18 protein-coding genes and 4 tRNA genes are annotated in these 24,609 nt (G+C 63.5%); 13 read left to right on the forward strand and 9 right to left on the reverse strand.

What is annotated here, in order from left to right; translation table 11 throughout:
- The first annotated feature begins 128 nt into the window (after window positions 1-128).
- The 3 genes from ACZ9GA_RS21750 (at window position 129) to ACZ9GA_RS21760 (ending at window position 3,700) form a co-directional block, all read left to right on the forward strand.
- Window positions 129-332 (forward strand): SEC-C metal-binding domain-containing protein, encoded by a 204-nt coding sequence (locus tag ACZ9GA_RS21750; RefSeq protein ID WP_027977214.1) that lies wholly within the window; start codon window positions 129-131, stop codon window positions 330-332.
- A gap of 122 nt (window positions 333-454) precedes the next feature.
- On the forward strand, window positions 455-1,099 hold the full coding sequence (locus ACZ9GA_RS21755) for a glutathione binding-like protein (RefSeq protein WP_457360800.1): 645 nt from the start codon (window positions 455-457) through the stop codon (window positions 1,097-1,099).
- A gap of 147 nt (window positions 1,100-1,246) precedes the next feature.
- Entirely contained in the window at window positions 1,247-3,700 is a 2,454-nt protein-coding gene (locus tag ACZ9GA_RS21760) for a penicillin acylase family protein (RefSeq protein WP_457360799.1), read from the forward strand.
- Between the two features lie 186 nt (window positions 3,701-3,886).
- On the opposite strand, the gene ACZ9GA_RS21765 is transcribed toward ACZ9GA_RS21760, so the two are convergent.
- From ACZ9GA_RS21765 to ACZ9GA_RS21780, 4 genes are all read right to left on the reverse strand, one after another.
- Window positions 3,887-3,963, reverse strand: a tRNA-Asp gene (locus ACZ9GA_RS21765).
- 19 nt (window positions 3,964-3,982) lie between these two features.
- Window positions 3,983-4,058, reverse strand: a tRNA-Val gene (locus tag ACZ9GA_RS21770).
- A gap of 168 nt (window positions 4,059-4,226) precedes the next feature.
- Window positions 4,227-4,303 (reverse strand) — tRNA-Asp (locus ACZ9GA_RS21775).
- A gap of 19 nt (window positions 4,304-4,322) precedes the next feature.
- Window positions 4,323-4,398 (reverse strand) — tRNA-Val (locus ACZ9GA_RS21780).
- A 163-nt stretch (window positions 4,399-4,561) separates the two neighbouring features.
- On the opposite strand from ACZ9GA_RS21780, the gene rdgC reads away from it, so the two are divergent.
- The 3 genes from rdgC (at window position 4,562) to sugE (ending at window position 7,009) form a co-directional block, all read left to right on the forward strand.
- On the forward strand, window positions 4,562-5,482 hold the full coding sequence (gene rdgC, locus ACZ9GA_RS21785) for a recombination-associated protein RdgC (protein WP_455924419.1): 921 nt from the start codon (window positions 4,562-4,564) through the stop codon (window positions 5,480-5,482).
- A 158-nt stretch (window positions 5,483-5,640) separates the two neighbouring features.
- Complete coding sequence (locus tag ACZ9GA_RS21790; protein ID WP_457360798.1) at window positions 5,641-6,573, forward strand: bile acid:sodium symporter family protein; 933 nt, start codon at window positions 5,641-5,643, stop codon at window positions 6,571-6,573.
- A gap of 121 nt (window positions 6,574-6,694) precedes the next feature.
- Window positions 6,695-7,009, forward strand: coding sequence for a quaternary ammonium compound efflux SMR transporter SugE (gene sugE / locus ACZ9GA_RS21795; protein WP_457360797.1), 315 nt, complete (start codon window positions 6,695-6,697; stop codon window positions 7,007-7,009).
- Window positions 7,010-7,145: 136 nt separating this feature from the next.
- Here the strand turns inward: sugE and ACZ9GA_RS21800 are convergent, their stop codons facing one another.
- The 3 genes from ACZ9GA_RS21800 to ACZ9GA_RS21810 form a co-directional block, all read right to left on the reverse strand.
- Window positions 7,146-9,020: an MFS transporter gene (locus ACZ9GA_RS21800; RefSeq protein ID WP_457360796.1), complete on the reverse strand. Its 1,875-nt coding sequence runs from the start codon at window positions 9,018-9,020 to the stop codon at window positions 7,146-7,148.
- A 91-nt stretch (window positions 9,021-9,111) separates the two neighbouring features.
- Window positions 9,112-10,260: a TDT family transporter gene (locus ACZ9GA_RS21805; protein ID WP_457360795.1), complete on the reverse strand. Its 1,149-nt coding sequence runs from the start codon at window positions 10,258-10,260 to the stop codon at window positions 9,112-9,114.
- 88 nt (window positions 10,261-10,348) lie between these two features.
- Window positions 10,349-11,533: an MFS transporter gene (locus ACZ9GA_RS21810; protein ID WP_457360794.1), complete on the reverse strand. Its 1,185-nt coding sequence runs from the start codon at window positions 11,531-11,533 to the stop codon at window positions 10,349-10,351.
- A gap of 91 nt (window positions 11,534-11,624) precedes the next feature.
- On the opposite strand from ACZ9GA_RS21810, the gene ACZ9GA_RS21815 reads away from it, so the two are divergent.
- Entirely contained in the window at window positions 11,625-12,176 is a 552-nt protein-coding gene (locus ACZ9GA_RS21815) for a TetR/AcrR family transcriptional regulator (RefSeq protein WP_457360793.1), read from the forward strand.
- Between the two features lie 212 nt (window positions 12,177-12,388).
- Window positions 12,389-15,862: a hybrid sensor histidine kinase/response regulator gene (locus tag ACZ9GA_RS21820; protein WP_457360792.1), complete on the forward strand. Its 3,474-nt coding sequence runs from the start codon at window positions 12,389-12,391 to the stop codon at window positions 15,860-15,862.
- Here the strand turns inward: ACZ9GA_RS21820 and ACZ9GA_RS21825 are convergent.
- A complete protein-coding gene (locus ACZ9GA_RS21825; RefSeq protein ID WP_457363675.1) occupies window positions 15,833-17,209 on the reverse strand; it encodes a DNA recombination protein RmuC in 1,377 nt (458 codons plus the stop codon). The two genes, ACZ9GA_RS21820 and ACZ9GA_RS21825, sit on opposite strands and share 30 nt — an antisense overlap.
- A gap of 1,181 nt (window positions 17,210-18,390) precedes the next feature.
- On the opposite strand from ACZ9GA_RS21825, the gene ACZ9GA_RS21830 reads away from it, so the two are divergent.
- The 3 genes from ACZ9GA_RS21830 (at window position 18,391) to ACZ9GA_RS21840 (ending at window position 20,864) form a co-directional block, all read left to right on the forward strand.
- Entirely contained in the window at window positions 18,391-18,612 is a 222-nt protein-coding gene (locus tag ACZ9GA_RS21830) for a hypothetical protein (RefSeq protein WP_027977204.1), read from the forward strand.
- Between the two features lie 353 nt (window positions 18,613-18,965).
- Window positions 18,966-19,448, forward strand: a complete 483-nt coding sequence (locus ACZ9GA_RS21835; RefSeq protein ID WP_027977203.1) for a hypothetical protein — start codon at window positions 18,966-18,968, stop codon at window positions 19,446-19,448.
- Between the two features lie 144 nt (window positions 19,449-19,592).
- On the forward strand, window positions 19,593-20,864 hold the full coding sequence (locus ACZ9GA_RS21840) for an OmpP1/FadL family transporter (RefSeq protein WP_457360791.1): 1,272 nt from the start codon (window positions 19,593-19,595) through the stop codon (window positions 20,862-20,864).
- Window positions 20,865-21,015: 151 nt separating this feature from the next.
- Here ACZ9GA_RS21840 and ACZ9GA_RS21845 read toward each other — a convergent pair whose 3' ends face one another.
- Window positions 21,016-21,564 (reverse strand): glutathione peroxidase, encoded by a 549-nt coding sequence (locus ACZ9GA_RS21845; RefSeq protein ID WP_027977201.1) that lies wholly within the window; start codon window positions 21,562-21,564, stop codon window positions 21,016-21,018.
- Window positions 21,565-21,858: 294 nt separating this feature from the next.
- Between ACZ9GA_RS21845 and ACZ9GA_RS21850 the strand changes: the two genes are divergently transcribed.
- Window positions 21,859-22,866 (forward strand): ligase-associated DNA damage response exonuclease, encoded by a 1,008-nt coding sequence (locus ACZ9GA_RS21850; RefSeq protein ID WP_457360790.1) that lies wholly within the window; start codon window positions 21,859-21,861, stop codon window positions 22,864-22,866.
- On the forward strand, window positions 22,863-24,500 hold the full coding sequence (locus ACZ9GA_RS21855; protein ID WP_457360789.1) for an ATP-dependent DNA ligase: 1,638 nt from the start codon (window positions 22,863-22,865) through the stop codon (window positions 24,498-24,500). The genes ACZ9GA_RS21850 and ACZ9GA_RS21855 overlap by 4 nt, the downstream gene beginning before the upstream one ends.
- Window positions 24,501-24,609: the final 109 nt, after the last annotated feature.

Below are 24,609 nucleotides of genomic sequence, written 5' to 3' on the forward strand. Positions count from 1 at the left end.
AGAGGTCAAGCTTTCTCTGACCATCAGCGGTTTCCGATTCCCACGCAGGATATTTCTTTGTTTTCCGCCCTCCCCTCCCCCCACCCGCAATGAGATAATCCCTCCCGATCTAATTCGGAGACACCCAGATGACCCAGCAACCCCATGTTCATGGCCCTGACTGCAACCACGATCACGACCATGATCACCACCACGACCACGGCCATGTACACGGTCCGCACTGCAACCACGAGCCGCAAGAGCCAGTGCGCAACGCCCTCAAAGACGTGGGCCGCAACGACCCGTGCCCGTGCGGCAACGGCAAGAAATTCAAGAAGTGCCACGGCGCCTGATTGAATGACCCAGGGCCGGGCGCATGCGCTTCCGGCCTTGGAATGCTGAAATGCCTTGAAACAAATTAGCAGGGGAGTAAAACAGTCGATCCGGCAAGACGTTTGAGACTTTGGAGCGTTTCATGATCGATCTGCATTATTGGACTACCCCCAACGGCCACAAGATCACCCTGTTTCTGGAAGAAGCCGGGCTTGAGTACCAGGTCCACCCGGTCAATATCGGCAAGAATGAACAGTTCGAACCGGCCTTCCTGAAGATTTCCCCCAACAACCGCATCCCGGCAATTGTAGACACCCAGCCTGCCGACGGTGGCGAAGCCATTTCGCTGTTCGAGTCCGGTGCCATCCTGCTGTACCTGGCAGAGAAAACCGGCCAGTTCATCCCCAGCGACCTGCGTGGCCGCGAGCAGGTGCTGCAATGGCTGTTCTGGCAGATGGGCGGCCTGGGGCCGATGGCCGGGCAGAACCACCACTTCAATGTGTTCGCCCCGGAAAAAATCCCTTACGCCATGAAGCGCTACATCGACGAGACCGCCCGCCTCTACGGCGTGCTCGACAAGCGCCTGGCCGACCGCGCCTTCGTCGCCGGTAACAACTACAGCATTGCCGACATGGCCATCTACCCCTGGGTGGTGCCCTACGAGCGGCAAAGCCAGAACCTCGACGATTTCCCCCACCTCAAGCGCTGGTTCCTGGCCATCAAGGCGCGCCCGGCCACTGAACGCGCCTACGCCTGGGTAGAGCGGATCAACCCGCCCAAAGCCTGATTTGCGTGGCGCCGCAGGCACTTGCCCACACCGCCTGCGGCGCCCGCCGACCTGCGGTGCAAATAAAGCTGGCGGCCCGCTTGCGTGGCGTGTGCGCGCTCACTAACGTAGCGCCTTTTACACGCCAGCCCCGCAGGAGCCTCCACCATGGCCTCGCCAGCCTTTACTCAATGTCTTCCCCGGTTCGGCGTTGCCGCGACCCTGGCCGGGCTGATCAGCCTGACCGGTTGCCAGTCATGGCTGGACAGCCGTTATGCCGACAGCGTGCCGCCTGACAGCGGCGTGCAGCCGCTCAAGGGGCTGGCCCAGAACGTCTCGGTGCGCCGCAACGCCACTGGCATGCCGCTGATCGAAAGCAGCAACTTCCACGACGCGCTGTTTGCCCAGGGCTATATCAATGCCAGCGACCGCATCAGCCAGATGGTGGGCATGCGCCTGCTGGCCCAGGGCCGCCTGTCGGAAATGGCCGGCCCAGGCATGCTCGACGTCGACCGTTTCATGCGCGCCGTCAACCTGAAGAAAAACGCCGAGGATATGTACGCCGCCGCGTCGCCACGCCTCAAACGCTTCTTCGAGGTGTACGCCCGCGGCGTCAACGCCTACCTGTTCCGCTACCGCGACAAGCTGCCGATGGACCTGGCCGAGTCGGGTTACAAGCCTGAGTACTGGAAGCCGGAAGACTCGGCGCTGATCTTTGCCCTGTTCAACTTCAGCCTGTCGGCCAACCTGCGCGAAGAACTGGCCTCGCTGACCCTGGCGCAGAAAGTCGGCGCCGACAAGCTGGCCTGGCTGATCCCCACCTACCCGGATGAGCCGCTGCCGTTCGATGAAACCGACAAGCTCAAGGGCGTCAGCCTGGCGCAGATCCCGGGCCTGGCCAACGTCGACAAGGCCGCCGGTGACCTGGCCGGGTTGAACCTGCCGAGCCTGACCAGCGCCGACAACTGGGCCATCACCCCGGCCCGCGCGCGCAATGGCCGCAGCCTGCTGGCCAGCGATACCCACCAGCCCCTGAGCGCCCCGTCGCTGTGGAGTTACGTGCAGATCCGCGCGCCCAAATACCAGGCAGCGGGCGTGTCCCTGGCCGGTATCCCCGGCGTGATGGCCGGTTTCAACGGCAAGGTGGCCTGGAGCATGACCCCGGCCATGGGCGACAACCAGGACTTGTTCCTGGAGAAACTGCAGCGTCAGGGCAACCAACTGCAGTACCTGGCCGATGGCAAGTGGCGGCCGGTAGGCGTGCGTCAGGAAACCTTCTTTGCCAAAGGCCAGGCGCCGCTGCGCGAAGCCGTGTTTGATACCCGTCATGGCGCGCTGCTCAACAGCATGCTGGGCGGCGCGCCCATCGGCAGCGGCCTGGGCCTGGCCCTGCAAACCCCGGACTTCAAGGACGACAAGAGCCTGGATGCGCTGTTCGACCTGTCGCGGGCGAAGTCCGTGGACGCAGCGTCGGACGCCAGCCGGGAAATCCGCGCCATCGCCGTCAACATGGTGTTCGCCGACGCCCAGCACGTGGGCTGGCAAGTTACCGGGCGCCTGCCCAACCGCCGTGAAGGCCGCGGCCTGGTGCCGTCGCCGGGCTGGGACAGCCGCTACGACTGGGACGGCTTTGCCGACGCCATGCTGCACCCCTATGACCAGGACCCGCCGCAAGGCTGGCTGGGCACCGCCAACCAGCGCACCGTGCCCAAAGGCTACGGCATGCAGCTGTCCAGTTCCTGGTACTACCCGGAGCGCAGCGAGCGCCTGGCCGAACTGGCCGGCGCCGGCAAGCAGGACACCCGCAGCCTGATCGCCATGCAGTACGACCAGACCACCACCTTCGCCGCCAAGCTCAAGACCATGTTCCAGGCGCCGGGCATGGCCCAGCCGCTGAAACAGGCCATCGACGCCCTGCCCGCCGCCGACCGCGCCAAGGCCCAGGAGGCCCTGACCCGCCTGCTGGCGTTCAATGGCAACCTGGCCGCGCAGTCGTCGGACGCTGCGCTGTACGAACTGTTCCTGCAGGCAAGCAGCCAGCAGATCTTCCTCGACGAACTGGGCCCACAGGACGGCCCGGCGTGGAAAGCTTTCGTGGCCGCCGGCAACCTGTCGTACTCGGCCCAGGCCGACCACTTGCTGGCCCGCGAGGACAGCCCGTTCTGGGACGACGTGCGCACTGCGCAGAAAGAAGACAAGCCAGCCATCCTGGCGCGCAGCCTGGCAGCGGCCGTAAACGAAGGCGAACGGCAACTGGGTGCCGACCACAAAGCCTGGCAGTGGGGCAACCTGCATCATTACCAGTGGGCCACCAAGGGCGCTGCACAACCGGTGCGTCAGGCAGGGGGCGATCACACCACCCTCAATGCCGCAGCCTATGCCTGGGGCCAGAGCTTTGATGTGACTCAGGCGGCGACCATGCGCTTTATCGTCGACTTTGCGCAGAACGAGCCGCTGATGGGGCAGAACAGCCCTGGCCAGTCGGGCAACCCGGCCAGCCCGCATTATGCCGACGGCATTGATGGCTGGATGAAGGGGCAGTACGTGAGCATCCCGCTGCAGCCGCAAAACTTCGACCGCGCCTACGGCACCCAGCGCCTCACCCTGACCCCCGCCAAGTAACCCGTAGCCGCTGCCGCAGGCTGCGCTGGCCCTATGCCCCACTGGAGATTTCCAGCGAGGCGCAGGGCCAGCGCAGCCTTCGGCAGCGGCTACGCGCGATGTAGCAAAAAGTCCAGACGAAAAAAAGCCTGCACAAGGCAGGCTTCTTTTTTGGTACCAGGCGTTCAGTGTTCCTGGTGCCGAATATGGCGCAGCGGACGGGACTCGAACCCGCGACCCCCGGCGTGACAGGCCGGTATTCTAACCGACTGAACTACCGCTGCGCGATACACTGTGAGCGAGTGGTGGGTGATGACGGGATCGAACCGCCGACCCTCTGCTTGTAAGGCAGATGCTCTCCCGGCTGAGCTAATCACCCTTCGTCTCTCGGTGTGGCGCGCATTCTACGGATGGATTTTGCATATGGCAAGCCACAAATGACAATTATTGCATCGCAGCGAAAATCATTTATTGCAGACGAAAAAAAGCCTGCACTAGGCAGGCTTTTTCGTTGGTATCAGGCGTTCAGTGTTCCTGATACCGAATATGGCGCAGCGGACGGGACTCGAACCCGCGACCCCCGGCGTGACAGGCCGGTATTCTAACCGACTGAACTACCGCTGCGCGATACACAAAGAGATAATGGTGGGTGATGACGGGATCGAACCGCCGACCCTCTGCTTGTAAGGCAGATGCTCTCCCAGCTGAGCTAATCACCCATTGTCTCTCGGTGTGGCGCGCATTCTACGGATGGGCCTATAGCCTGGCAAGCTCTTTTTTAATTTATTTTTCCAAGCCTTCCAATCACTTAGCGCAGGGTTGGCCTGCGCCCTCACACGGGACAATAATGCGCCCCTTATGTGCTGAGGAGTGATTCACCCCATGTGGTTCAAAAACCTGCTTGTCTACCGTTTGACCCAAGATATTCCTTTCGACGCCGAAGCACTGGAAACCGCATTGGCCACCAAGCCGGCCCGCCCGTGCGCCAGCCAGGAGCTGACCACCTACGGTTTCGTCGCCCCCTTTGGTAAAGGCGAAGACGCCCCGCTTGTTCACGTCAGCGGCGACTTCCTGCTGATCAGCGCCCGCAAGGAAGAGCGCATCCTGCCAGGCAGCGTCGTGCGCGACGCGGTCAAAGAGAAGGTCGAAGAGATCGAAGCCGAGCAGATGCGCAAGGTCTACAAGAAAGAGCGCGACCAGATCAAGGACGAGATCATCCAGGCCTTCCTGCCGCGTGCCTTCATCCGTCGCTCGTCGACCTTCGCCGCCATCGCCCCCAAGCAGGGCCTGATCCTGGTGAACTCGGCCAGCCCCAAGCGCGCCGAAGACCTGCTGTCCACCCTGCGCGAAGTGATCGGCTCGCTGCCGGTGCGCCCGCTGACGGTAAAAACCTCGCCGACCGCAGTGATGACCGAGTGGGTCAAGACCCAACAGGCCGCGCCCGACTTCTATGTGCTGGATGAGTGCGAACTGCGTGACGTGGAAGAAGACGGTGGCATCGTGCGCTGCAAGCGCCAGGACCTGACCGCCGACGAGATCCAACTGCACCTGAGCACCGGCAAGCTGGTAACCCAGCTGTCGCTGGCCTGGCAGGACAAGCTGTCGTTCGTGCTGGACGACAAGATGGTGGTCAAGCGCCTGAAGTTCGAAGAACTGCTGCAGGACCAGGCTGAAGAAGACGGCGGCGACGAGGCACTGGGCCAGCTGGACGCCAGCTTCACCCTGATGATGCTGACCTTCGGCGACTTCCTGCCGGCGCTGTTCGAAGCCCTGGGCGGCGAAGAGCTGCCGCAGGGTATCTGATGCGGCCCTGACACAACCTCTGTGGGAGCGGGCTCTGCCCGCGAAAAGGCCGATGCATTACACCTGATGTACCGCACCGCCCTTTTCGCGGGCAGAGCCCGCTCCCACTAAAAGTGCCGCAGGCCTGCCACCGCAATCCATAACAAGGAAACACCCCCATGCGTGCCCTGGCCGCCCTCAGCCGCTTTGTCGGCAACACCTTCGCTTACTGGGTCTTGCTGTTCGCCGTCCTGGCGTTCCTGTTCCCGCAATGGTTCATCGCCCTCAAAGTGCTGATCGTACCGCTGCTGGGCCTGGTGATGTTCGGCATGGGCCTGACCCTCAAGCTCGACGATTTCGCCGAACTCAGCCGCCACCCCTGGCGCGTGCTGCTGGGCGTGGTCGCGCACTTTGTGATCATGCCGGGCATGGCCTGGTTGCTGTGCCAGGCGTTCCACCTGCCGGCAGAAATCGCCGTGGGCGTGATCCTGGTCGGCTGCTGCCCGAGCGGCACGGCGTCCAACGTCATGACCTGGCTGGCCAAGGGCGACCTGGCGCTGTCGGTGGCCATCGCCGCCGTCACCACCCTGCTCGCCCCGCTGCTGACCCCGGCATTGATCTGGCTGCTGGCGTCGGCATGGCTGCCGGTATCGTTTATGGAGATGTTCTGGTCGATCCTGCAGCTGGTGATGCTGCCCATCGTGCTGGGTGTGGTTGCCCAACGCCTGCTGGGCGCGCGCGTGCATTACGCCGTGGAGGTGTTGCCGCTGGTGTCGGTGGTCAGCATCGTCATGATCGTTTGCGCCGTGGTGGCCGCCAGCCAGGCGAAGATCGCCGAATCGGGCCTGCTGATCATGGCCGTGGTCATCCTGCACAACAGCTTCGGCTTTGTGCTGGGCTACTTCACGGGGCGGGTGTTCAAGCTGCCGCTGGCCCAGCGCAAATCCCTGGCCCTGGAAGTGGGCATGCAGAACTCCGGTTTGGGCGCCGCCCTGGCCAGTGCACACTTCTCGCCCCTGGCGGCGGTGCCCAGTGCGCTGTTCAGTGTGTGGCACAACATTTCCGGGGCGCTGCTGGCCACCTTCTTCCGCAAGATGAAGGACCGCTCGTAACGGGCATCTTGTCTGGGTGATGGGACTTGGGCACTATAATGCGCAGTCACGGGACGACCCGTGACTGCGCATTTTTCATTCGGGGACGGCCCCATCACTTAATTGAATGATGGAGGTTGCCATGCCTTGGTTGATTCTGTTTTTTGCCGGCCTGTTCGAAGTGGGCTGGGCCATCGGGCTCAAATACACCGATGGCTTTTCTCGCCCCCTGCCTACCGTGTTGACCGTTGCTGCCATGGCTGCAAGCCTGGGGCTGCTGGGCCTGGCCATGCGCGATTTGCCGCTGGGCACGGCGTATGCGATCTGGACGGGCGTGGGTGCGGTGGGGACGGTGATTGCGGGGGTGGTGCTGTTTGGTGAGTCCCTTGCCCCGATGCGGATCGCCAGTGTATTGCTGATTATCACCGGTTTGATTGGCCTCAAGATCAGCGCCTGATTTAAATCTGTTGCTGAGTGTTCCGGCCTCTCGCGAGCAAGCTTTGCTCCCACAGTGTCGAGGCTTATACCTGTATCCGGCTCAACACTGTGGGAGCAAAGCTTGCTCGCGATGAGGCCGGCAGCCTCACCAACAATTAACGACCATCCCCCCGCAACTCACTAACCCGTGCACGCAATTGCGAGGGCACCGCCTGATCCGCCGCCAGCGGCGCACCCGCAACCACCGTCACCCGCGACCACAACCGGCGGAAAAAGCCCTTCTGCGGGTCCCGGCTGAAGAAGCTGCCCCACAACCCCTGCAATGCCAGCGGAATCACCGGCACCGGTGTCTGCTGCAGCACCGTGGTCACCCCGCTCTTGAACTCGTTGATCTCGCCATCGGCCGTCAACTTGCCCTCGGGGAAAATGCACACCAATTCGCCCTCGGCCAGGCTGGCGGCAATGCGCTTGAACGCCTGATCGTAGATGTGCAGGTCTTCGCCACGCCCGGCGATCGGTATGGCCCCCGCCGTGCGGAAGATGAAGTTGAGCACCGGCAGCTGGAAGATCTTGTAATACATCACAAAGCGAATCGGCCGCCGCACCGCGCCGCTGATCAGCAACGCATCGACGAACGATACGTGGTTGCACACCAGCAATGCCGCGCCCTCGTCAGGAATCTGCTCCAGGTCCTGATGCTTGACCCGGTACATGGAATGGCTGAGCAGCCAGATCATGAAGCGCATGGTGAACTCGGGCACGATCTTGAAGATGTACGCGTTGACGGCGATGTTCATCACCGACACCACCAGGAACAGCTGCGGGATCGACAGCTTGGCCACGCTGAGCAAGACGATGGAGACAATGGCCGAGACCACCATGAACAAGGCATTGAGGATGTTGTTGGCGGCGATCACCCGCGAACGTTCGTTCTCGGCGGTGCGCGACTGGATCAGCGCGTACAGCGGCACAATATAGAAGCCACCGAAAATGCCCAGGCCTAGGATGTCCGCCAGCACCCACCAGGTGTGGCCGATGCCCAGCAGCGTCAGCCAGTCGTTTTCCAGCGGTGCCTGGGCGAAGTCGCCTGAATGCCACCACAGCAGCAGGCCGAACAGGGTCAGCCCGAATGAGCCGAACGGCACCAGGCCGATCTCCACCTTGCGCCCCGACAGTTTCTCGCACAGCACCGACCCCAGGGCGATGCCCACCGAGAACACCGTGAGGATCAGGGTGACCACCGTCTCATCGCCATTGAGCCAGTCCTTGGCGTAGGCCGGGATCTGCGTCAGGTAAATGGCCCCGACAAACCAGAACCACGAGTTACCCACCACCGAGCGCGAAACGGCCGGGGTCTGCTTCAGGCCCATCTTCAAGGTAGCCCAGGAGCCACTGAAGATATTCCAGTTCAGCTTGAGCTCAGGCGTGTCGGCAGCCGCACGGGGAATGCCGCGGCTGGCCAGGTAGCCCAACACCGCCACCAGCACGATGGCGCAACTGACGATGGGCGCGTAGTGCGCCTGGGACATCATCACGCCGGCGCTGATGGTGCCAGCCAGGATCGCCAGGAACGTACCCATTTCCACCAGGCCGTTGCCGCCCACCAGTTCTTCTTCGCGCAAGGCCTGGGGCATGATCGAATACTTCACCGGGCCGAACAGCGCCGAATGGGTGCCCATGGCGAACAGTGCCGCCAGCATCATCCACAAGTGATCGAACATGAAGCCGGTGGCGCCGACCGCCATGATCACGATCTCGCCGAGCTTGATCACGCGGATCAGGCTGTCCTTGTTGAATTTCTCGCCGAACTGCCCGGCCAGCGCCGAAAACAGGAAAAACGGCAGGATGAACAGCATCGCGCACAGATTGACCCAGATGGAGCGGTCGCCCTCGATGCTGAGCTTGTAGAGGATCGCCAGAATCAGCGATTGCTTGAATACGTTGTCGTTGAAGGCACCCAGGGACTGGGTAACGAAAAACGGCAGGAAACGCCGTTTGCCCAACAGAGTGAATTGCGAGGGGTGACTCATCGTCCTTGCACCTTGGTGGCGCCGATTTGGCTTAGGCTAATGGCTTTGGATGCGGCCTGCGACCCTGCAGGCCACATCCTTGGCCCATAGATTACCTAAACTTTGCCGCGATGCACGGCGACACAAACAGTTCGCCCCGCCACGCCCCACGCAACGTGCGCGTCATCACCACCGCCCACAACATGGCCAGGCAGGCCACCAGACCTTGCCCGCACAGGGTAAAGAAAGCCAGATGCAGCACATTGCCCAGGCGCAAGGTGGCCAGGGTGTAAACACCCAGCGGGAAGATGAACGCCCACCACCCCAGGTTGAACGGCATGCCGCTGCGCAGGTAGCGCACGGTAATCAGTACCGCCAGCAGCATCCACCACAGGCCCATGCCCCACAGAATCACTGCGCTGACCACGCCCAGGCCGTCGATCATGGTGCCCACGCCCGGCAGCACGCCTGCAGCAGTGAAGATGGCTGGTGCGTCGCTGCCCAGCAGCAACATGCCCAAGGCACCGGTGCCGATGGGGCCAAGCGCCAGCCAGCTCGAGGCCGCCATGTTTTCATGGGGCAACTTGTGCAGGGCCATGCGCAACATCAGGATCGTCAGAATCGCGAACGCCACCGGCACCGAGAACGCCCACAGCACGAAGCTGGTGATCAGCATGCCGAACTGCGCGGCAGGGTCGATCAGGTGCGGCGCCAGCAAGCCGCCGCTGGCAGCGGCCACTTCGGCGGCCACCACAGGCAACAGCCACACGGCGGTCATCTGGTCGATGCTGTGCTGCTGGCGGGTGAACATCAGGAACGGGATACCCACCCCGCACAATAGCGACAGGCCCACGTCCAGCCACCACAACCCTTGCAGCCACGGCAACGCACCCTCGCCCACCTGGGGCAAGCCGAACAGCACGAAGCCATTGATCAAGGTCGCCAGGGCCATGGGGATGGTACCGATGAACATCGACACCGTGGAGTGCCCGAAAATGCGCCGCGCCTCGTCGAAAAACAGCACCCAGCGCGCGCCGTACAGCCCCGTGAACAGGCAGAACAACAGCGCCGCCAGCAGCCACAGGCCATGGGCCAGGCTGTGCATCAGCGGCCAGCCGGCCGGCAGTTGCGCCAATGCCAGGGCGAGCACACCGGTGCCCATGACCACGGCGAACCAGTTGGGGGTGAATTGACGGATCACTTCGCGGGGGTGCTGCAAAGCGCTGAATGGCCGGGTGGCCAGGGCAATCGGGCGGTGCATGGGGGTCTCCTGTCCTCGTGTGAGGTCAGGCCATGCTAGCCGCCTTTTGTTTATCTACTAAACGGGTAGTTTCGCTATAGGTCATCGATTATGCCGATATGGGCGCCGTCCCACGACGCAGCCACATACCCAGCAGGGCAACGCCACACAAGGCGATCTGCAGCAGACCATAGCCGTCACTGGTGGTCACCAGCCCTACAGTGCGCACCAGGAACCCCGCCAGGATCGCCGGCACACAAAAGGCCAGATAGCTCAGCACGTAGAACGTCGACATCAGGCCGGCGCGTTCATGAGCATGGGCCAGGGGCAGCACGCTGCGGGCCGAGCCCAGGAAGCCACTGCCAAAACCGGCGCCGGCAATCACCGCACCGATGAAGAACAGCAGCAGCGCCTGCTGGTTTGCTGCCAGCAGTACCAAGGCAATACCGACGGCCAACAGCAACGTGCCCAGGCGCAGCACCTTGTCGGCAGCGCTGGCGCGCAGGGCGTAGATGGCCGCGGCACCGCTGAGGGTCAAGGTAGCCACCAGCGCCCCGCCGATCAGGTTCGACGTGGTACCGGTCGCAGCACGCACCAGCGATGGCGCCAGGGACAGAAAGAAGCCACCGGTCATCCACACCGCCGTGTTCACCGGCAACATGCGCCACACGGCAGCGCGGGCCTGAGGCGGCACGCTCAAGCGTGGGCGCAACGAAGCCCAGGCGCCTGGCTGCGCACTGACGCTTTCGGGCAACCACACCAGCAACCCGGCCTGCACCACCAGCAACGCCAGCAGCACGATATACACCAGCTCTGTGGGCATCGGCGCGTATTGCACCAGCAGGCCACTGCCCAGCGCCCCGGACGCCATGCCCAGCAAAGGCGCCAGGCTGTTGAGCAGTGGGCCTTTCTGCCGATCATTGTCCAGCAATGCTGCGCCCAGGGAGCTGGTGGCCATGCCGGTGGCGAAGCCCTGCAGGATGCGCGCGACCAACAGCCAGCTGACATCGCGGGCGTAGATAAACGCCAGCATCGACAGCATGTTGATCAACAACGCCGCACGCAGCACCGGGCGACGGCCGATATAATCGGACAACGAACCGACAGTCAGCAGCGCCGCCAGCAGGCTCAGGGCGTAGACGCCGAAGATCATGGTCAGCATGCCCGGCGAAAACCGCCAGGTTTCCTGGTACAGGTGATACAGCGGTGTCGGCGCGCTGGAGGCCGCCAGGAAGGTCAGCAGCACCACCGACAAATAGGTCAGGCTGTTTCTTGCAGACAGGACGTTGGACATGTGGCACGCTCCGCAAAAGCTAAATCATTGCATTAGCGGAGTCTGCACCCGCTTCAAGCTTAAAGCAAACGCTTTGTGTTAAGGTCGTTGAATGGCTATTAAAGAAGGTATCCGCACGGGCGGCCGCAGTGCCCGTGTGCAAGAGTCCGTACACGCGGCCGTCCGTGCCCTGCTGCAAGAGCAGGCGCGCGACAGCCTGACCGTGCCGCTGATTGCCAGCCGCGCCGGCGTCACCCCGTCGACCATTTACCGCCGCTGGGGCGAGCTGGCCGCGCTGCTGGCCGACGTCAGCCTGGCGCGCCTGCGCCCCGACAGTGACCCGGCCGACCTGGGCAGCCTGCGCGCCGACCTGCTGGCGTGGGCCGAGCAGTACCTGGACGAGATGAACTCGGAGCCGGGGCGCAACATGATGCGCGACTTCATCGCCAGCGGTTGCTCGTTCCAGTGCGCCACCGTGCTGCGCGGCCAACTGCAAACCATCCTCGACCGCGCCCATGGCCGGGGTGAAAACCCACCTGCGGCCGACCACCTGCTGAACCTGATCGTGGCGCCCGTGGTGTACCGCATCCTGTTCGCCGAGTCGGCGCCCAGTGTCGAGCAAATGCACACGCTGGTGGACCTGAGCCTGGCAGCGACCCTGTAGCCGCTGCCGCCAGGCTGCGCTGGCCCCATGCCCCGCTCGAGGTTCTCAGGGTTCACACAGGCCAGCGCAGCCTGGCGGCAGCGGCTACAACCTTGGTCGACACTGACGCCGTGGCCTGCGCCATGCGAGACTGTGCACCGAACCTGAAGCAGAAAATATCTTTGTGGGAGCTGGCTTGCCAGCTCCCACACCTGCACGCACCGGAGCCTTTGATGTCGCTGTCCAGCGGGCTGATCGCCGCCGTCGCCCTGGCCTACATGGCCGTCATGTTTGCCATCGCCTTCTACGGCGACCGCCGCAGCACGCCACTGTCGCCGCGCGTGCGTGCCTGGGTGTACAGCCTGTCGCTGGCGGTGTACTGCACCAGCTGGACGTTCTTCGGCGCCGTCGGCCAGGCCGCCGAACAGCTGTGGGCCTTCCTGCCCATCTACCTGGGCCCGGTGCTGCTCATGGTGTTTGCGCCCTGGGTGCAGCAGAAGATGATCCTGATCAGCAAACAGGAAAACATCACCTCCATCGCCGACTTCATCGCCGCCCGCTACGGCAAGTCCCAGTCCCTGGCGGTGGTGGTGGCGCTGATCTGCCTGGTGGGCGTATTGCCCTACATCGCCCTGCAGCTCAAGGGCATCGTGCTGGGCGTCAACCTGCTGATCGGCGCCAGCGCCGACGCCTCGGGCACCCGCGTGCAAGACACCGCGCTGGTGGTGTCGCTGGTGCTGGCACTGTTTACCATCGTCTTCGGCACGCGCAGCCTGGACGTCACCGAGCACCATCGCGGCATGGTGCTGGCCATCGCCTTCGAGGCGCTGGTGAAGCTGTTCGCCTTCCTCGGCGTAGGCGCCTTCATCACCTATGGCCTGTATGACGGCTTCGATGACCTGATCAACCAGGCCACCCTGGCCCCGCGCCTGGACACCTACTGGCAGGAGACCATCAACTGGCCGTCCATGGTGGTGCAGACCGGCGTGGCCATGATGGCGATGATCTGCCTGCCGCGGCAGTTCCACGTCACCGTGGTGGAGAACATCGAGCCCCAGGACTTGCGCCTGGCGCGCTGGGTGTTCCCCGGTTACCTGATCCTGGCGGCGCTGTTCGTGGTGCCCATCGCCCTGGCCGGGCAATTGCGCCTGCCCGCCTCGGTCATCCCCGACTCGTTCGTGATCAGCCTGCCCCTGGCCGAATCCCACCCGGCGCTGGCCTTGCTGGCCTTTATCGGCGGCGCCAGCGCGGCCACCGGCATGGTCATCGTTGCCAGCGTGGCGCTGTCGACCATGGTCTCCAACGACATGCTGCTGCCCTGGCTGCTACGCCGGCAAAGCGCCGAGCGGCCGTTCGAGGTGTTCCGCCACTGGATGCTGTCGGTGCGGCGCATCAGCATCGTCGTGATTCTGCTGCTGGCCTACGTCAGCTACCGCCTGCTGGGCAGCACGGCCAGCCTGGCCACCATCGGCCAGATTGCCTTCGCCGCCGTGGCGCAGCTGGCCCCGGCCATGCTCGGTGCGCTGTACTGGAAAAAGGCCAACCGCCGCGGCGTGTTCACCGGGCTCGCCGCCGGCACCTTCCTGTGGTTCTACACCCTGGTACTGCCGCTGGCGGCCCACAGCCTGGGCCTGTCGCTGCACCTGTTTCCGGGCCTGGCCTGGCTGCACGACGACGCCATGGGCCTGCCGATCACCCCGCTGACCCTGGGCGTGGTGCTGTCGCTGGCCGGCAACTTCACACTGTTTGCCTGGGTCTCAGCCCTATCGCGTACGCGGGTGTCGGAGCACTGGCAGGCGGGGCGCTTTATCGGCCAGGAAACCAGCGCCCGCCCCGGCGGCCGGTTGCCGTTGTCGGTGCAGATCGAAGACCTGCTGACCCTGGCCTCGCGCTTCGTCGGTGAAGAGCGGGCACGCCAGAGTTTCCTGCGCTTCGCCTACCGCCAAGGCATCGGCTTCAACCCCAACCAGAGCGCCGACAACGACTGGATCGCCCACACCGAGCGATTACTGGCCGGTGTCCTGGGCAGCTCATCGACCCGCGTGGTGGTACGCGCCGCCATCGAAGGCCGCGACATGCAGCTGGAAGATGTGGTCAAGATCGCCGACGAAGCCAGTGAAGTGCTGCAGTTCAACCGCGCCCTGCTGCAAGGCGCCATCGAGAACATCAGCCAGGGCGTGAGCGTGGTCGACCAGTCCCTGCACCTGGTGGCCTGGAACCGCCGCTACCTGGAACTGTTCAACTACCCCGACGGCCTGATCAGCGTCGGCCGGCCGATTGCCGACATCATCCGCTACAACGCCGAGCGCGGCCTGTGCGGCCCCGGCGAGGCCGAGGTGCACGTGGCCCGCCGCCTGCACTGGATGCGCCAGGGCCGTGCGCACACCTCCGAGCGCTTGTTCCCCAATGGCCGGGTGATCGAACTGATCGGCAACCCCATGCCGGGCGGCGGCTTCGTCATGAGTTTCACCGACATCACGGCCTTCCGCGAAGCCGAGCAAGCCCTGACAGCCGCCAACGAAGGCCTGGAACAACGCGTGAGCGAGCGCACCCAGGAGCTGTCGCAGCTCAACCAGGCCCTCACCGACGCCAAGAGTATTGCCGAGGCCGCCAACCAGTCGAAAACGCGTTTCCTGGCCGCCGTGGGCCACGACCTGATGCAGCCGCTGAACGCTGCACGGCTGTTCTCCGCCGCGCTTTCGCATCAAGGTGACGGCCTTTCCGCCGAGGCGCAGCAACTGGTGCAGCACATGGACAGCTCGCTGCGTTCGGCCGAAGACCTGATCAGCGACCTGCTGGACATCTCGCGCCTGGAAAACGGCAAGATCACCCCCGACCCCAAACCCTTCGCCGTGGGCGATCTGTTTGAAACCCTGGGGGCCGAATTCAAGGCCCTGGCCAACCAGCAGGGCCTGAGCTTCCACCTGCATTCCTCGACGGCGCGCATCGACAGCGACAGCAAGTTGCTGCGGCGCATCCTGCAGAATTTCCTGACCAACGCCCTGCGCTACGGCAAGGGCCCGATCGTGCTGGGCGTGCGGCGCAAGGCCGGCGCCTTGAGCCTGGAGGTGTGGGACCGCGGGCCGGGCATCCCCGATGACAAGCTGCAAGTGATCTTCGAGGAATTCAAGCGCCTGGACAGCCACCAGACCCGCGCCGAAAAAGGCCTGGGCCTGGGCCTGGCGATTGCCGACGGCCTGTGCCGGGTGCTGGGCCACCGCCTGCAAGTGCGCTCCTGGCCCGGCAAGGGCAGCGTGTTCAGCGTGCGCGTGCCGCTGGCCAGCGCCGAAGCCCCGGCACCGACGGTGGCCGCGCCCAGCAAGGGCCAGAACCTCAGCGGTTTGAGCGTGCTGTGCGTGGACAACGAAGACAGCATCCTGATCGGCATGAACAGCCTGCTCAGCCGCTGGGGCTGCCAGGTGTACACCGCCCGCGACCGCGGCGATTGCAGCCGCCTGCTGGAGCGAGGCATGCGCCCCAACCTGGCGCTGGTGGATTTCCACCTGGACGAAGGCGACACCGGCCCGCAACTGATGGCCTGGCTGCGCGCGCACCTGAGCGCGCCCATCCCCGGCATGGTAATCAGCGCCGACGGCCGCCCCGAAGTGCTGGCCCAGGTGCACGCCGCCGGCCTCGACTACCTGGCCAAGCCGGTGAAACCGGCGGCCCTGCGCGCGTTACTGAACCGGCACCTCAGCCGGCAGTGAGGCGCCTTCGGCGTCGGTCATGGCGCGCTCCAGCAGGTCGGCCGGCAGGCTCTTGCTCGCCCGCGCGCCCAGCAGCTTGAGCTGCTCGGTGCGGCTGACCAGGTTGCCGCGGCCTTCCACCAGCTTGTTGCGCGCCGCCCCATAGGCCTTGTCCAGTTGTTGCAGGCGGTTGCCCACCTCGTCCAGGTCCTGGATGAACAGCACGAACTTGTCGTACAGCCAGCCGGCGCGCTCGGCGATTTCCCGGGCGTTCTGGCTCTGACGCTCCTGCTTCCACAGGCTGTCGATCACCCGCAACGTGGCCAGCAGCGTGGTGGGGCTGACAATGACAATTTGGCGGTCGAAGGCTTCCTGGAACAGGTTGGGTTCGGCCTGCAACGCCGCCGAAAACGCCGCCTCGATCGGCACGAACAGCAGCACGAAGTCGAGGCTGTGCAGCCCTTCCAGGCGGTTATAGTCTTTGCCCGACAAACCTTTCACGTGGTTGCGCAGCGACAGCACATGCTGCTTCAACGCCGCCTGGGACACCGCCGGATCATCGGCGCTGATGTACTGCTGATACGCGGTCAGGCTGACCTTGGAGTCGACCACCACCTGCTTGTCGCCCGGCAACAGAATCAGCACGTCGGGTTGGAAGCGCTCGCCATCAGGCCCCTTGAGGCTGACCTGGGTCTGGTATTCACGGCCCTTCTCAAGGCCTGCGTGTTCCAGCACCCGCTCCAGAATCAGCTCGCCCCAGTTGCCCTGGGTTTTCTGGCCCTTGAGGGCCTGGGTCAGGTTGGTGGCCTCATCACTCAGGCGCTGGTTGAGCTGTTGCAGGCGCTCCAGCTCCTTGCCCAGGGAGAAGCGCTCGCGGGCTTCCTGCTGGTAGCTTTCTTCCACGCGTTTTTCGAACGACTGGATGCGCTCCTTGAGCGGGTCGAGCAACTGCCCCAAGCGTTGGTTGCTGGTCTCGGCAAAGCGCTGTTCGCGCTCATCGAAGATCTTGCCGGCCAGTTCGGCGAACTGCGCCCGCAGTTCATCACGCGAGCCTTGCAGGTCGGTCAGGCGCTGCTGATGGCTGTCCTGCTGTTCACGCAGTTCGGCCTGCAGACCGGCGCACTGGGCATCCAGGCGGCGCAGCTCCACCTCTTTGCCGTTGCGCTCCAGGCTCCAGGCGTGGGCGGCGTCGCGGGCGTTGTCGCGCTCGATCTGCAGCAGCTCCAGCTCCCGCGCCTGGGCGGCCAGCTCGGCCTGCTTGACCGTGTTGGCCTGGGCCAGGTCGCTGATCTCGTCGCGGCTGGCATCCAGTTGCGCACTCAAACCGTCCTGGGCCAGCTGCGCCGTGGCCAGGCGCTCCTGCAGCAGCGCCGTGTCGGCACTCAACGCGCTCAGGCGCCGTTGTATCTGCCAGGCCAGCGCCAGGCTGGGGGCCCCGGCCAACAACAGGCCGAGCAGAAGGCTGGTGAGGTCAAATGCCATGTCAATTTCCACCACAGACAAACAAAGACCACAGTCTGAGCGATGCGGCGACCGGCGGCAAACTGACGACCGTGTTTGCCTCCGGTCGGGCGATAGCCGCACGATTTTGATTCTGCGAAGAAAAAAATAGTGGCATGAGTCAGGAGCGAAAAGTGCTGAGCCGTCGATTGACAAATGCAGGTGAAGCGTTGGTCGCAAACATGAAATAACCGGGTACGCCCGTGCTAGAGCAAGCGCTCGGGACAATCCACAGAAGCTGTGGATAACTCAGTGGACAACCGTCCTCCAATGCCCGCAAACCCTTGTAGAATAGGGGCTCCAGTCAAACTGACGATTTTTTCACCAGTTAAAAAAAGCGTTTTTTTTCATTGACTTAAATTTTCAATCCGGCGTAGGGGGCCCTTCGGCAAGGGCTTTGCAGGTGCATGACAATCCGATGGCACTGTGTGCACAACTGCCCCGAATGGAGGCGCACCACCGCACCATTTTTGCACCCGCCCTCACGTTTCAGGGCAAATACGGCGTTTTCAGGGGCTTCACAAGCAGGGCAGGAAGAGGCAAACTGGTCTGCTGGCGATCGAGCACAGGCCATACATCGCCTCCATCAAAATAGTGCTTGCAAGTTACCCACGCTATCGATTAGCCTTGGCATCGTTAGTACCAAGCTGAAAGTCAATTTATTGGTCGAAACAGTCCTCCAGCACGTCGTTCGCAGCAAAGCGAACCCCCTGCTGACACAGCGGACCGACCTACTCGATGGTTTCCAGGTAAACACTTCACGCGCCGTGGCCATAGCCAGGTGTCGATGCCAAGCCTCTTTACTCTGACCTAACCAACCTGCTGATTGATCAGGATCTTCACCCACGGGCAGCGAACCTTTGCCCCGGTGTGTTGCCTGTCCTCCTAAGTACCTACCGGTCAGCCCAAGCGCCACATTTGAATGCGCTCACACTGGCTGCTTTGTTCCAGTCAGGTTCTTCGCCCCGGCCAATGGTGGCCCGCGCTACTGGAACGTTTTTAGTGTGCACGGATCTTATCCGTGTCTTTTGCAGGAACATCCAATAACTATGAACACTATCCATACTCAAGATGCCATGCGCACCCTGACTGACGCCTTTGCACCACTGAACTGCCTGATCATGGCTGCTCGCAAAGGTTGCTTCAGCTTTACCGTCGTCAATGAGCACGGTATTGCCCGCCACAGCGAACGCCTGTACCCGGAGCAATACTCCAGCGCTGAACCGCTGCAAGCCGTGATCGACCGTACGCGTCAAGCACTGGTTGCCTGATCGCACCCAGGCGACACCAAGGCCCCGCTCAAGCGGGGCTTTTTTATGTCTGCGGTTTTTAATGTAGCCCGTAGCCGCTGCCGCCAGGCTGCGCTGGCCCTATGCCTTGCTGGAGATCTTCAGGGTTCGCATCGGCCAGCGCAGCCTGACGGCAGCGGCTACAGCGTTATCGCCTGAGGGCATATACCGCCGTTTACTCCACCCACAAATAATTTAAAAACAGCCCTTTACAGCATACATATCACACTACACTTCAATTCAAGCGGCTCGCGCCGCTTCCGGCGGAGCCCCTTCGATTCACTGCTGCCAAGCACCCAGGTTCCGTCGGCCAGACAGGAGAGGTCGCAGGGTTTATGGGGATCGCCGCACGGGAATTGAGCCAGTACGTGATACGTCCGACGCTGATGTACCTGGGGCGGCACTGCCCCACGGCCGAGGCCCTGCTACTGGGCGTGGCCGCCAGCCAGTCGGCGTTGGGCACCGAACTTCACGGGCGTCGCGGCCACGGGCTGTACCGCATCGGCGCGTTGCGCCACCAGGCATTGTGGGATCGCTACCTTGCCCTGGACCCGGACCTGGCCAGCCTCGTCAGGGGGCTGGCCAGCCAACATGCTTTTTTAAGTGGCCCGCATCAGGAATTGACCGTCAACCTTCGGTACGCCACCGCTATTGCGTGGCTTTTGATCGAAGAGCAAAAAACGCCCTTGCCACAGGCCGATGATGTTATCGGCATGGCCAGAATATGGCGCCAAACCTTCCAGCCTCAGGGGCGCATAAGGGATTTCACTGCCGCCTGGGCAACCTGCATTACCGTCAGTGACAGATTAGCCAGCTGAAGATCATGGCATAACGCCAGCTTATAAGCCGCGAATCTGGTCGGATTGTCCTACAAAACCGCTCTATCTCCAGCGATACGGGCTATAGCGCCGCAGCGAAAATGTTGGTAGTTTTCGCTTCGGTGATCACATGGAGTTCTAATAATGAAAAAAGTAATGCTCAAGACCACAATCAGCATCGCCGTCGCAGTCGCCTCCACTCAGCTGTTCGCCAGTGGCTTTGCCATCAACGAAACCAGCATCAGTGGCATGGGTACCGGGTTTGCCGGCCGCTCTTCTTCTGCCGATGACGCCAGCACCATCTACGGCAACCCTGCCGGCATGTCGCGCCTCAAGCACGAACAAGTGACCGTGGGGGCTGCGGTCATCAGTGCCAAGACTGATATCAGCGACACGCGCTCCACCCTGGGCGGCAAGGAAGACGGCGACATGGTGCCGCTGACCGCCGTGCCGATGGGCTACTACGTCAAGCCTATCGACGACCATTGGGCATTCGGTGTCGGCTTTTACGTGCCGTTCGGTCTGATCACCGACTACGGCAGCGACTTCGCTGGCCGTTACTACGCAAACAAGAGCAAGGTGTCGGTGTACACCTTCCAGCCTACCGTCAGCTACGCCTTCAACGATGTGGTCTCGATCGGTTTCGGCCCGACCATCAACCGCATCGACGGCGAACTGACCTCGCAGGTGCCGACCGCATCCAGCCCGGGCCTCAATGACGGCAAGGTCAGGATCAACGGTAACGACACCGCCATCGGCTTCAACGCCGGTATCCTGGTGCAGGCCACCCCTACCACCAGCTTGGGCGTGACCTACCACTCCAAGGTTGATTTCCACCTGGACGGCGACACCAAGATCACCGGCGGCACTTTCGGCCTGCTGGGTCTGAGCGGCAAAAGCTACGACGCCTCCCTGGACCTGACCACGCCTGAGTCCGTGGACTTCTCCATCACCCAGAAAGTGGGCGATGACTGGACCCTGTACGCCGGCAGCACCTGGACCCGCTGGAGTCGCCTGAAAGACATCACCGTGGAAAACTCGGGTGTGCCTGCCCTGCTGGCAGGCTCGCTGGGTACCATCACCGAAGAGCAGAACTGGCACGACACCTGGGCCCACGCCATTGGCGCCGCCTACCAGTTGAACAAGGAAGTGGTACTGCGCGCCGGTTACTCGGTTGACCAGTCCCCGACCAACAACGTCAACCGCTCGCCACGCATCCCGACCGGCGACCGTCAGGCCGTCAGCTTCGGTGTGGGCTGGACCCCGGTGGACAACATCACCCTGGACTTCGCCTACTCCTACCTGTGGGAAGAAAGCGTGAAGGTCAACGAAGTGTCGGCTTCCAAGCTGGCCTACAGCTCCAAGTACAAGAACAGCGCCAGCGGTTTCGGTACCTCGATTACCTACCGCTTCTGATTCGCGTACCGGCTGCACAAAAAAACCCGCCTCGGCGGTTTTTTTTATGGCTGCCATCGTAGCCGCTGCCGCCAGGCTGCGCTGGCCCTCTGCCTCACTGGAGATCTCCAGGGCTCACACTGGCCAGCGCAGCCTGGCGGCAGCGGCTACATCAGGGTTTGGAGGCGATGGCTTTCTCCACGGCGGCAATCAGGTCGGGGTCATCGGGCTTGGTAATGCTGGAAAAGCTGGCCACCACATTGCCCTGCCGGTCCACCACGTACTTGTAGAAATTCCACTTCGGCGCACTGCTCTGCTCGGCCAGCACCTTGAACAGGTGCGTGGCGTCGGCGCCGCGCACCGCCGCCGGCTGGGTCATGGTGAAGGTCACGCCATAATTGGCGTAGCAGACCTTGGCCGTTTCCACCGTGTCCTGGGCTTCCTGCTTGAAGTCGTTGGACGGCACGCCAATCATTTCCAGGCCCTGGCCCTTGTAGCGGCTGTACAGACCCTCCAGCCCGGTGAATTGCGGGGCGAAGCCGCAATAACTGGCCGTGTTGACCACCACCAGCGGCTTACCGGCAAAGCGCTGGCACAGGTCGATTGACTCCTTGCCGCGCAGCTTGGTCATCTGCCCTTGCAGCAACTCGGGGCAGTCGGCCAGGGCAGTGCCCGCGGTGGCGAGCAACAGCAGCGGTACCGTTATCCAGCGCAGTTTCATGGCGGGCGTCCTCGATGACTTGAAGCCCCAACCTACCCCCACATCAGCCCCCACGCAACGCTCAACCTGAATTCCCCCCAACCCGTAGCCGCTGCCGCCAGGCTGCGCTGGCCCTGCGCCTCGCTGGAGATCTTCAGGGTTGACGCGGGCCAGCGCAGCCTGACGGCAGCGGCTACGGGGCTGGGGCGATTTCAGGGGCGAGCATGGGTCCGGGCGCAGCGCATCACAAATTACGAACTTCCACCACCAGGGATACCTCTGAGATTTAAGCCCCTCCTGCACAGGCCGCACCCCATGGACCTCGTCATCGCCCGCCCCGAAGGCCTGTATTGCCCACCAGGGGATTTTTACATTGACCCCTGGCGTCCGGTGGAGCGCTCGGTGATCACCCATGGTCATGGCGACCACGCGCGCACGGGCAACCAGCATTACCTGGCGGCCAGCCCCGGCGCCGGCATTCTGCGAGCGCGGTTGGGCGCCGACATCAATCTGCAGACGCTCGATTACGGCGAGCGCCTGGTGCACCACGGTGTCACCCTCAGTTTCCACCCCGCCGGCCACGTGCTGGGCTCAGCCCAGGTGCGCCTGGAATACCAGGGCGAAGTATGGGTCGCCTCCGGGGACTACAAGGTGGAAGCCGACGGCACCTGCACGCCGTTCGAGCCCGTGCGCTGCCACACCTTCATCACCGAATCCACCTTCGGCCTGCCCATCTACCGCTGGCAGCCGCAGCAGGAAATCTTCAACGAAATCGACAGCTGGTGGCGCGCCAATGCCCAGGCCGGCAAAGCCAGCGTGCTGTTCGCCTACGCCTTCGGCAAGGCGCAGCGCATTCTGCACGGCATCGACGCCAGCATCGGGCCGATCCTGGTGCATGGTGCTGTGGAGCCGTTGAACCGGGTGTACCGCGAAGGCGGCATTCATATTCCCGAAACCCATTACGCCGGCGACTTCAAAAAGACCGACCCCGCCCTGCGCCAGGCGCTGATCCTGGCCCCACCCTCGGCCGGCGGCAGCACCTGGATACGCCGTTTCGGCGACTACAGCGATGCCTTCGCCAGCGGCTGGATGCGCCTGCGCGGCACCCGCAGGCGGCGCGGCGTGGACCGTGGCTTTGTGCTGTCCGACCATGCCGATTGGCCGGGGCTGTTATGGGCGATCGAACAAACCGGCGCCGAACGGGTGATGGTCACCCACGGCTCGGTGGCGGTGCTGGTGCGCTACCTGCGCGACCTGGGGCTGGACGCCCAGGGCTTTACCACCGAGTACGGCGATGAAGAGCAGGAGCAGGCCAGCGCATGAAAGCCTTTGCCGAGCTCTACGCCCGCCTGGACGAAACCACCTCCACCAACGCCAAGCGCGACGCCCTGCTGGACTATTTCAGCCACGCCCAGGCCGATGATGCGGCGTGGGCCGTGTACTTCCTGTCCGGCGGCCGCCCCCGGCAACTGGTACCCAGCCGGGTGCTGCGCGACATCGCCGTCAGCACCAGCGGGCTGCCCGAATGGCTGTTCGAAGAAAGCTACCAGGCCGTCGGCGACCTGGCCGAAACCTTTTCCCTGCTACTGCCCGAATCGTTCCACAGCAGCGATCAGGGCCTGGCCTGGTGGGTAGAACAGGCCCTGCTGCCCCTGCGCGGCCTGCCGCCCGAGACCCTGGCCGAACGCCTGCCGCTGCTGTGGGCGCAGCTGGACCGGCAAAGCCTGATGGTGTGCCTGAAACTGATCACCGGCAGCTTCCGCGTGGGCGTATCAAAACTGCTGGTTACCCGCGCCCTGGCGCAACTGGCCGACATCGACAGCAAGCGCGTGGCCCAGCGCCTGGTGGGCTACACCGACCTGTCCCATCGCCCCACGGCGGACAGCTACCGCAAGCTGATCGCCGCCGAGTCCGCCGACGAACATGCCCAGCGCGGCGGCCAGCCCTACCCGTTCTTCCTGGCCCACGCCCTGCAACAACCCACCGACCAGTTCGAAGCATTGCTGGGCCCGGTCAGCGACTGGCAAGTGGAATGGAAATGGGACGGCATCCGCGCCCAACTGGTGAAGCGCGACGGCCGCCTGTGGATCTGGTCCCGGGGCGAAGAACTGGTCAGCGATCGTTTCCCGGAGCTGCTGGCACTGGAGCACAGCCTGCCGGACGGCACCGTCATCGACGGCGAAATCGTGGTGTGGAAAGACCAGGTGCAGCCCTTCGCCCTGCTGCAACAGCGCATCGGCCGCAAGACCTTGAGCAAGAAGCTGCTCGAAGAGATCCCCGTGGCGGTGCTGGCCTACGACCTGCTGGAGTGGCAGGGCCATGACTGGCGCAGCCGCAACCAGGCTGAACGACGCGCTCAACTGGAAACGCTGGTGACCGCCACCGCGGCCCCGGTGTTGCGCCTGTCGCCCGTGGTGCAAGGCACTGATTGGCTGGACCTCGACCAACAGCGCGAACACTCCCGCCGCCTGGGCGTGGAAGGCATGATGCTTAAGGCCCGCGACGCGCTGTACGGGGTGGGCCGCACCAAGGACATGGGCACCTGGTGGAAATGGAAAGTCGACCCCTTCAGCGTCGACGCCGTGCTGATCTACGCCCAGGCCGGCCACGGTCGGCGCGCCAGCCTGTACAGCGACTACACCTTCGCCGTATGGGACGGCCCGCCCGAGGCCAGCGAGCGCACCCTGGTGCCCTTCGCCAAGGCTTACTCGGGGCTCACCGACGAGGAAATGCGCCAAGTCGATGCCATCGTGCGCAAGACTACCGTGGAGAAGTTCGGCCCCGTGCGCAGCGTGCGTCCCACCCTGGTGTTCGAGCTCGGTTTTGAAGGTATTGCCCTGTCAAAACGTCATAAAAGCGGCATTGCCGTACGTTTTCCGCGCATGTTGCGCTGGCGGCATGACAAGCCGGTGGAAGAAGCCGATAGTCTGGCTACGCTGCAAGACTTGCTGGGCTGAACGCCCACTTTTGGGGCGCGTTTTCGGGCTCGCCCTTTTTTGGGCAGGCCGCTGCGCCAGAGCCTTTGCAGTGCCCCATTTAAACGCTCGTTCGGGGACTGTGGTGCGA

The sequence above is a fragment of the Pseudomonas sp. TE3644 genome (assembly GCF_056278815.1).

Excerpts from the sequence above, each read along its gene's own strand:
- ACZ9GA_RS21750 (WP_027977214.1), top strand. The coding sequence starts at position 129 with ATGACCCAGCAACCCCATGTTCATGGCCCTGACTGCAACCACGATCAC.
- ACZ9GA_RS21755 (WP_457360800.1), top strand. The coding sequence starts at position 455 with ATGATCGATCTGCATTATTGGACTACCCCCAACGGCCACAAGATCACC.
- ACZ9GA_RS21760 (WP_457360799.1), top strand. The coding sequence starts at position 1,247 with ATGGCCTCGCCAGCCTTTACTCAATGTCTTCCCCGGTTCGGCGTTGCC.
- rdgC (WP_455924419.1), top strand. The coding sequence starts at position 4,562 with ATGTGGTTCAAAAACCTGCTTGTCTACCGTTTGACCCAAGATATTCCT.
- ACZ9GA_RS21790 (WP_457360798.1), top strand. The coding sequence starts at position 5,641 with ATGCGTGCCCTGGCCGCCCTCAGCCGCTTTGTCGGCAACACCTTCGCT.
- sugE (WP_457360797.1), top strand. The coding sequence starts at position 6,695 with ATGCCTTGGTTGATTCTGTTTTTTGCCGGCCTGTTCGAAGTGGGCTGG.
- ACZ9GA_RS21800 (WP_457360796.1), bottom strand. The coding sequence starts at position 9,020 with ATGAGTCACCCCTCGCAATTCACTCTGTTGGGCAAACGGCGTTTCCTG.
- ACZ9GA_RS21805 (WP_457360795.1), bottom strand. The coding sequence starts at position 10,260 with ATGCACCGCCCGATTGCCCTGGCCACCCGGCCATTCAGCGCTTTGCAG.
- ACZ9GA_RS21810 (WP_457360794.1), bottom strand. The coding sequence starts at position 11,533 with ATGTCCAACGTCCTGTCTGCAAGAAACAGCCTGACCTATTTGTCGGTG.
- ACZ9GA_RS21815 (WP_457360793.1), top strand. The coding sequence starts at position 11,625 with ATGGCTATTAAAGAAGGTATCCGCACGGGCGGCCGCAGTGCCCGTGTG.
- ACZ9GA_RS21820 (WP_457360792.1), top strand. The coding sequence starts at position 12,389 with ATGTCGCTGTCCAGCGGGCTGATCGCCGCCGTCGCCCTGGCCTACATG.
- ACZ9GA_RS21830 (WP_027977204.1), top strand. The coding sequence starts at position 18,391 with ATGAACACTATCCATACTCAAGATGCCATGCGCACCCTGACTGACGCC.
- ACZ9GA_RS21835 (WP_027977203.1), top strand. The coding sequence starts at position 18,966 with ATGGGGATCGCCGCACGGGAATTGAGCCAGTACGTGATACGTCCGACG.
- ACZ9GA_RS21840 (WP_457360791.1), top strand. The coding sequence starts at position 19,593 with ATGAAAAAAGTAATGCTCAAGACCACAATCAGCATCGCCGTCGCAGTC.
- ACZ9GA_RS21845 (WP_027977201.1), bottom strand. The coding sequence starts at position 21,564 with ATGAAACTGCGCTGGATAACGGTACCGCTGCTGTTGCTCGCCACCGCG.
- ACZ9GA_RS21850 (WP_457360790.1), top strand. The coding sequence starts at position 21,859 with ATGGACCTCGTCATCGCCCGCCCCGAAGGCCTGTATTGCCCACCAGGG.
- ACZ9GA_RS21855 (WP_457360789.1), top strand. The coding sequence starts at position 22,863 with ATGAAAGCCTTTGCCGAGCTCTACGCCCGCCTGGACGAAACCACCTCC.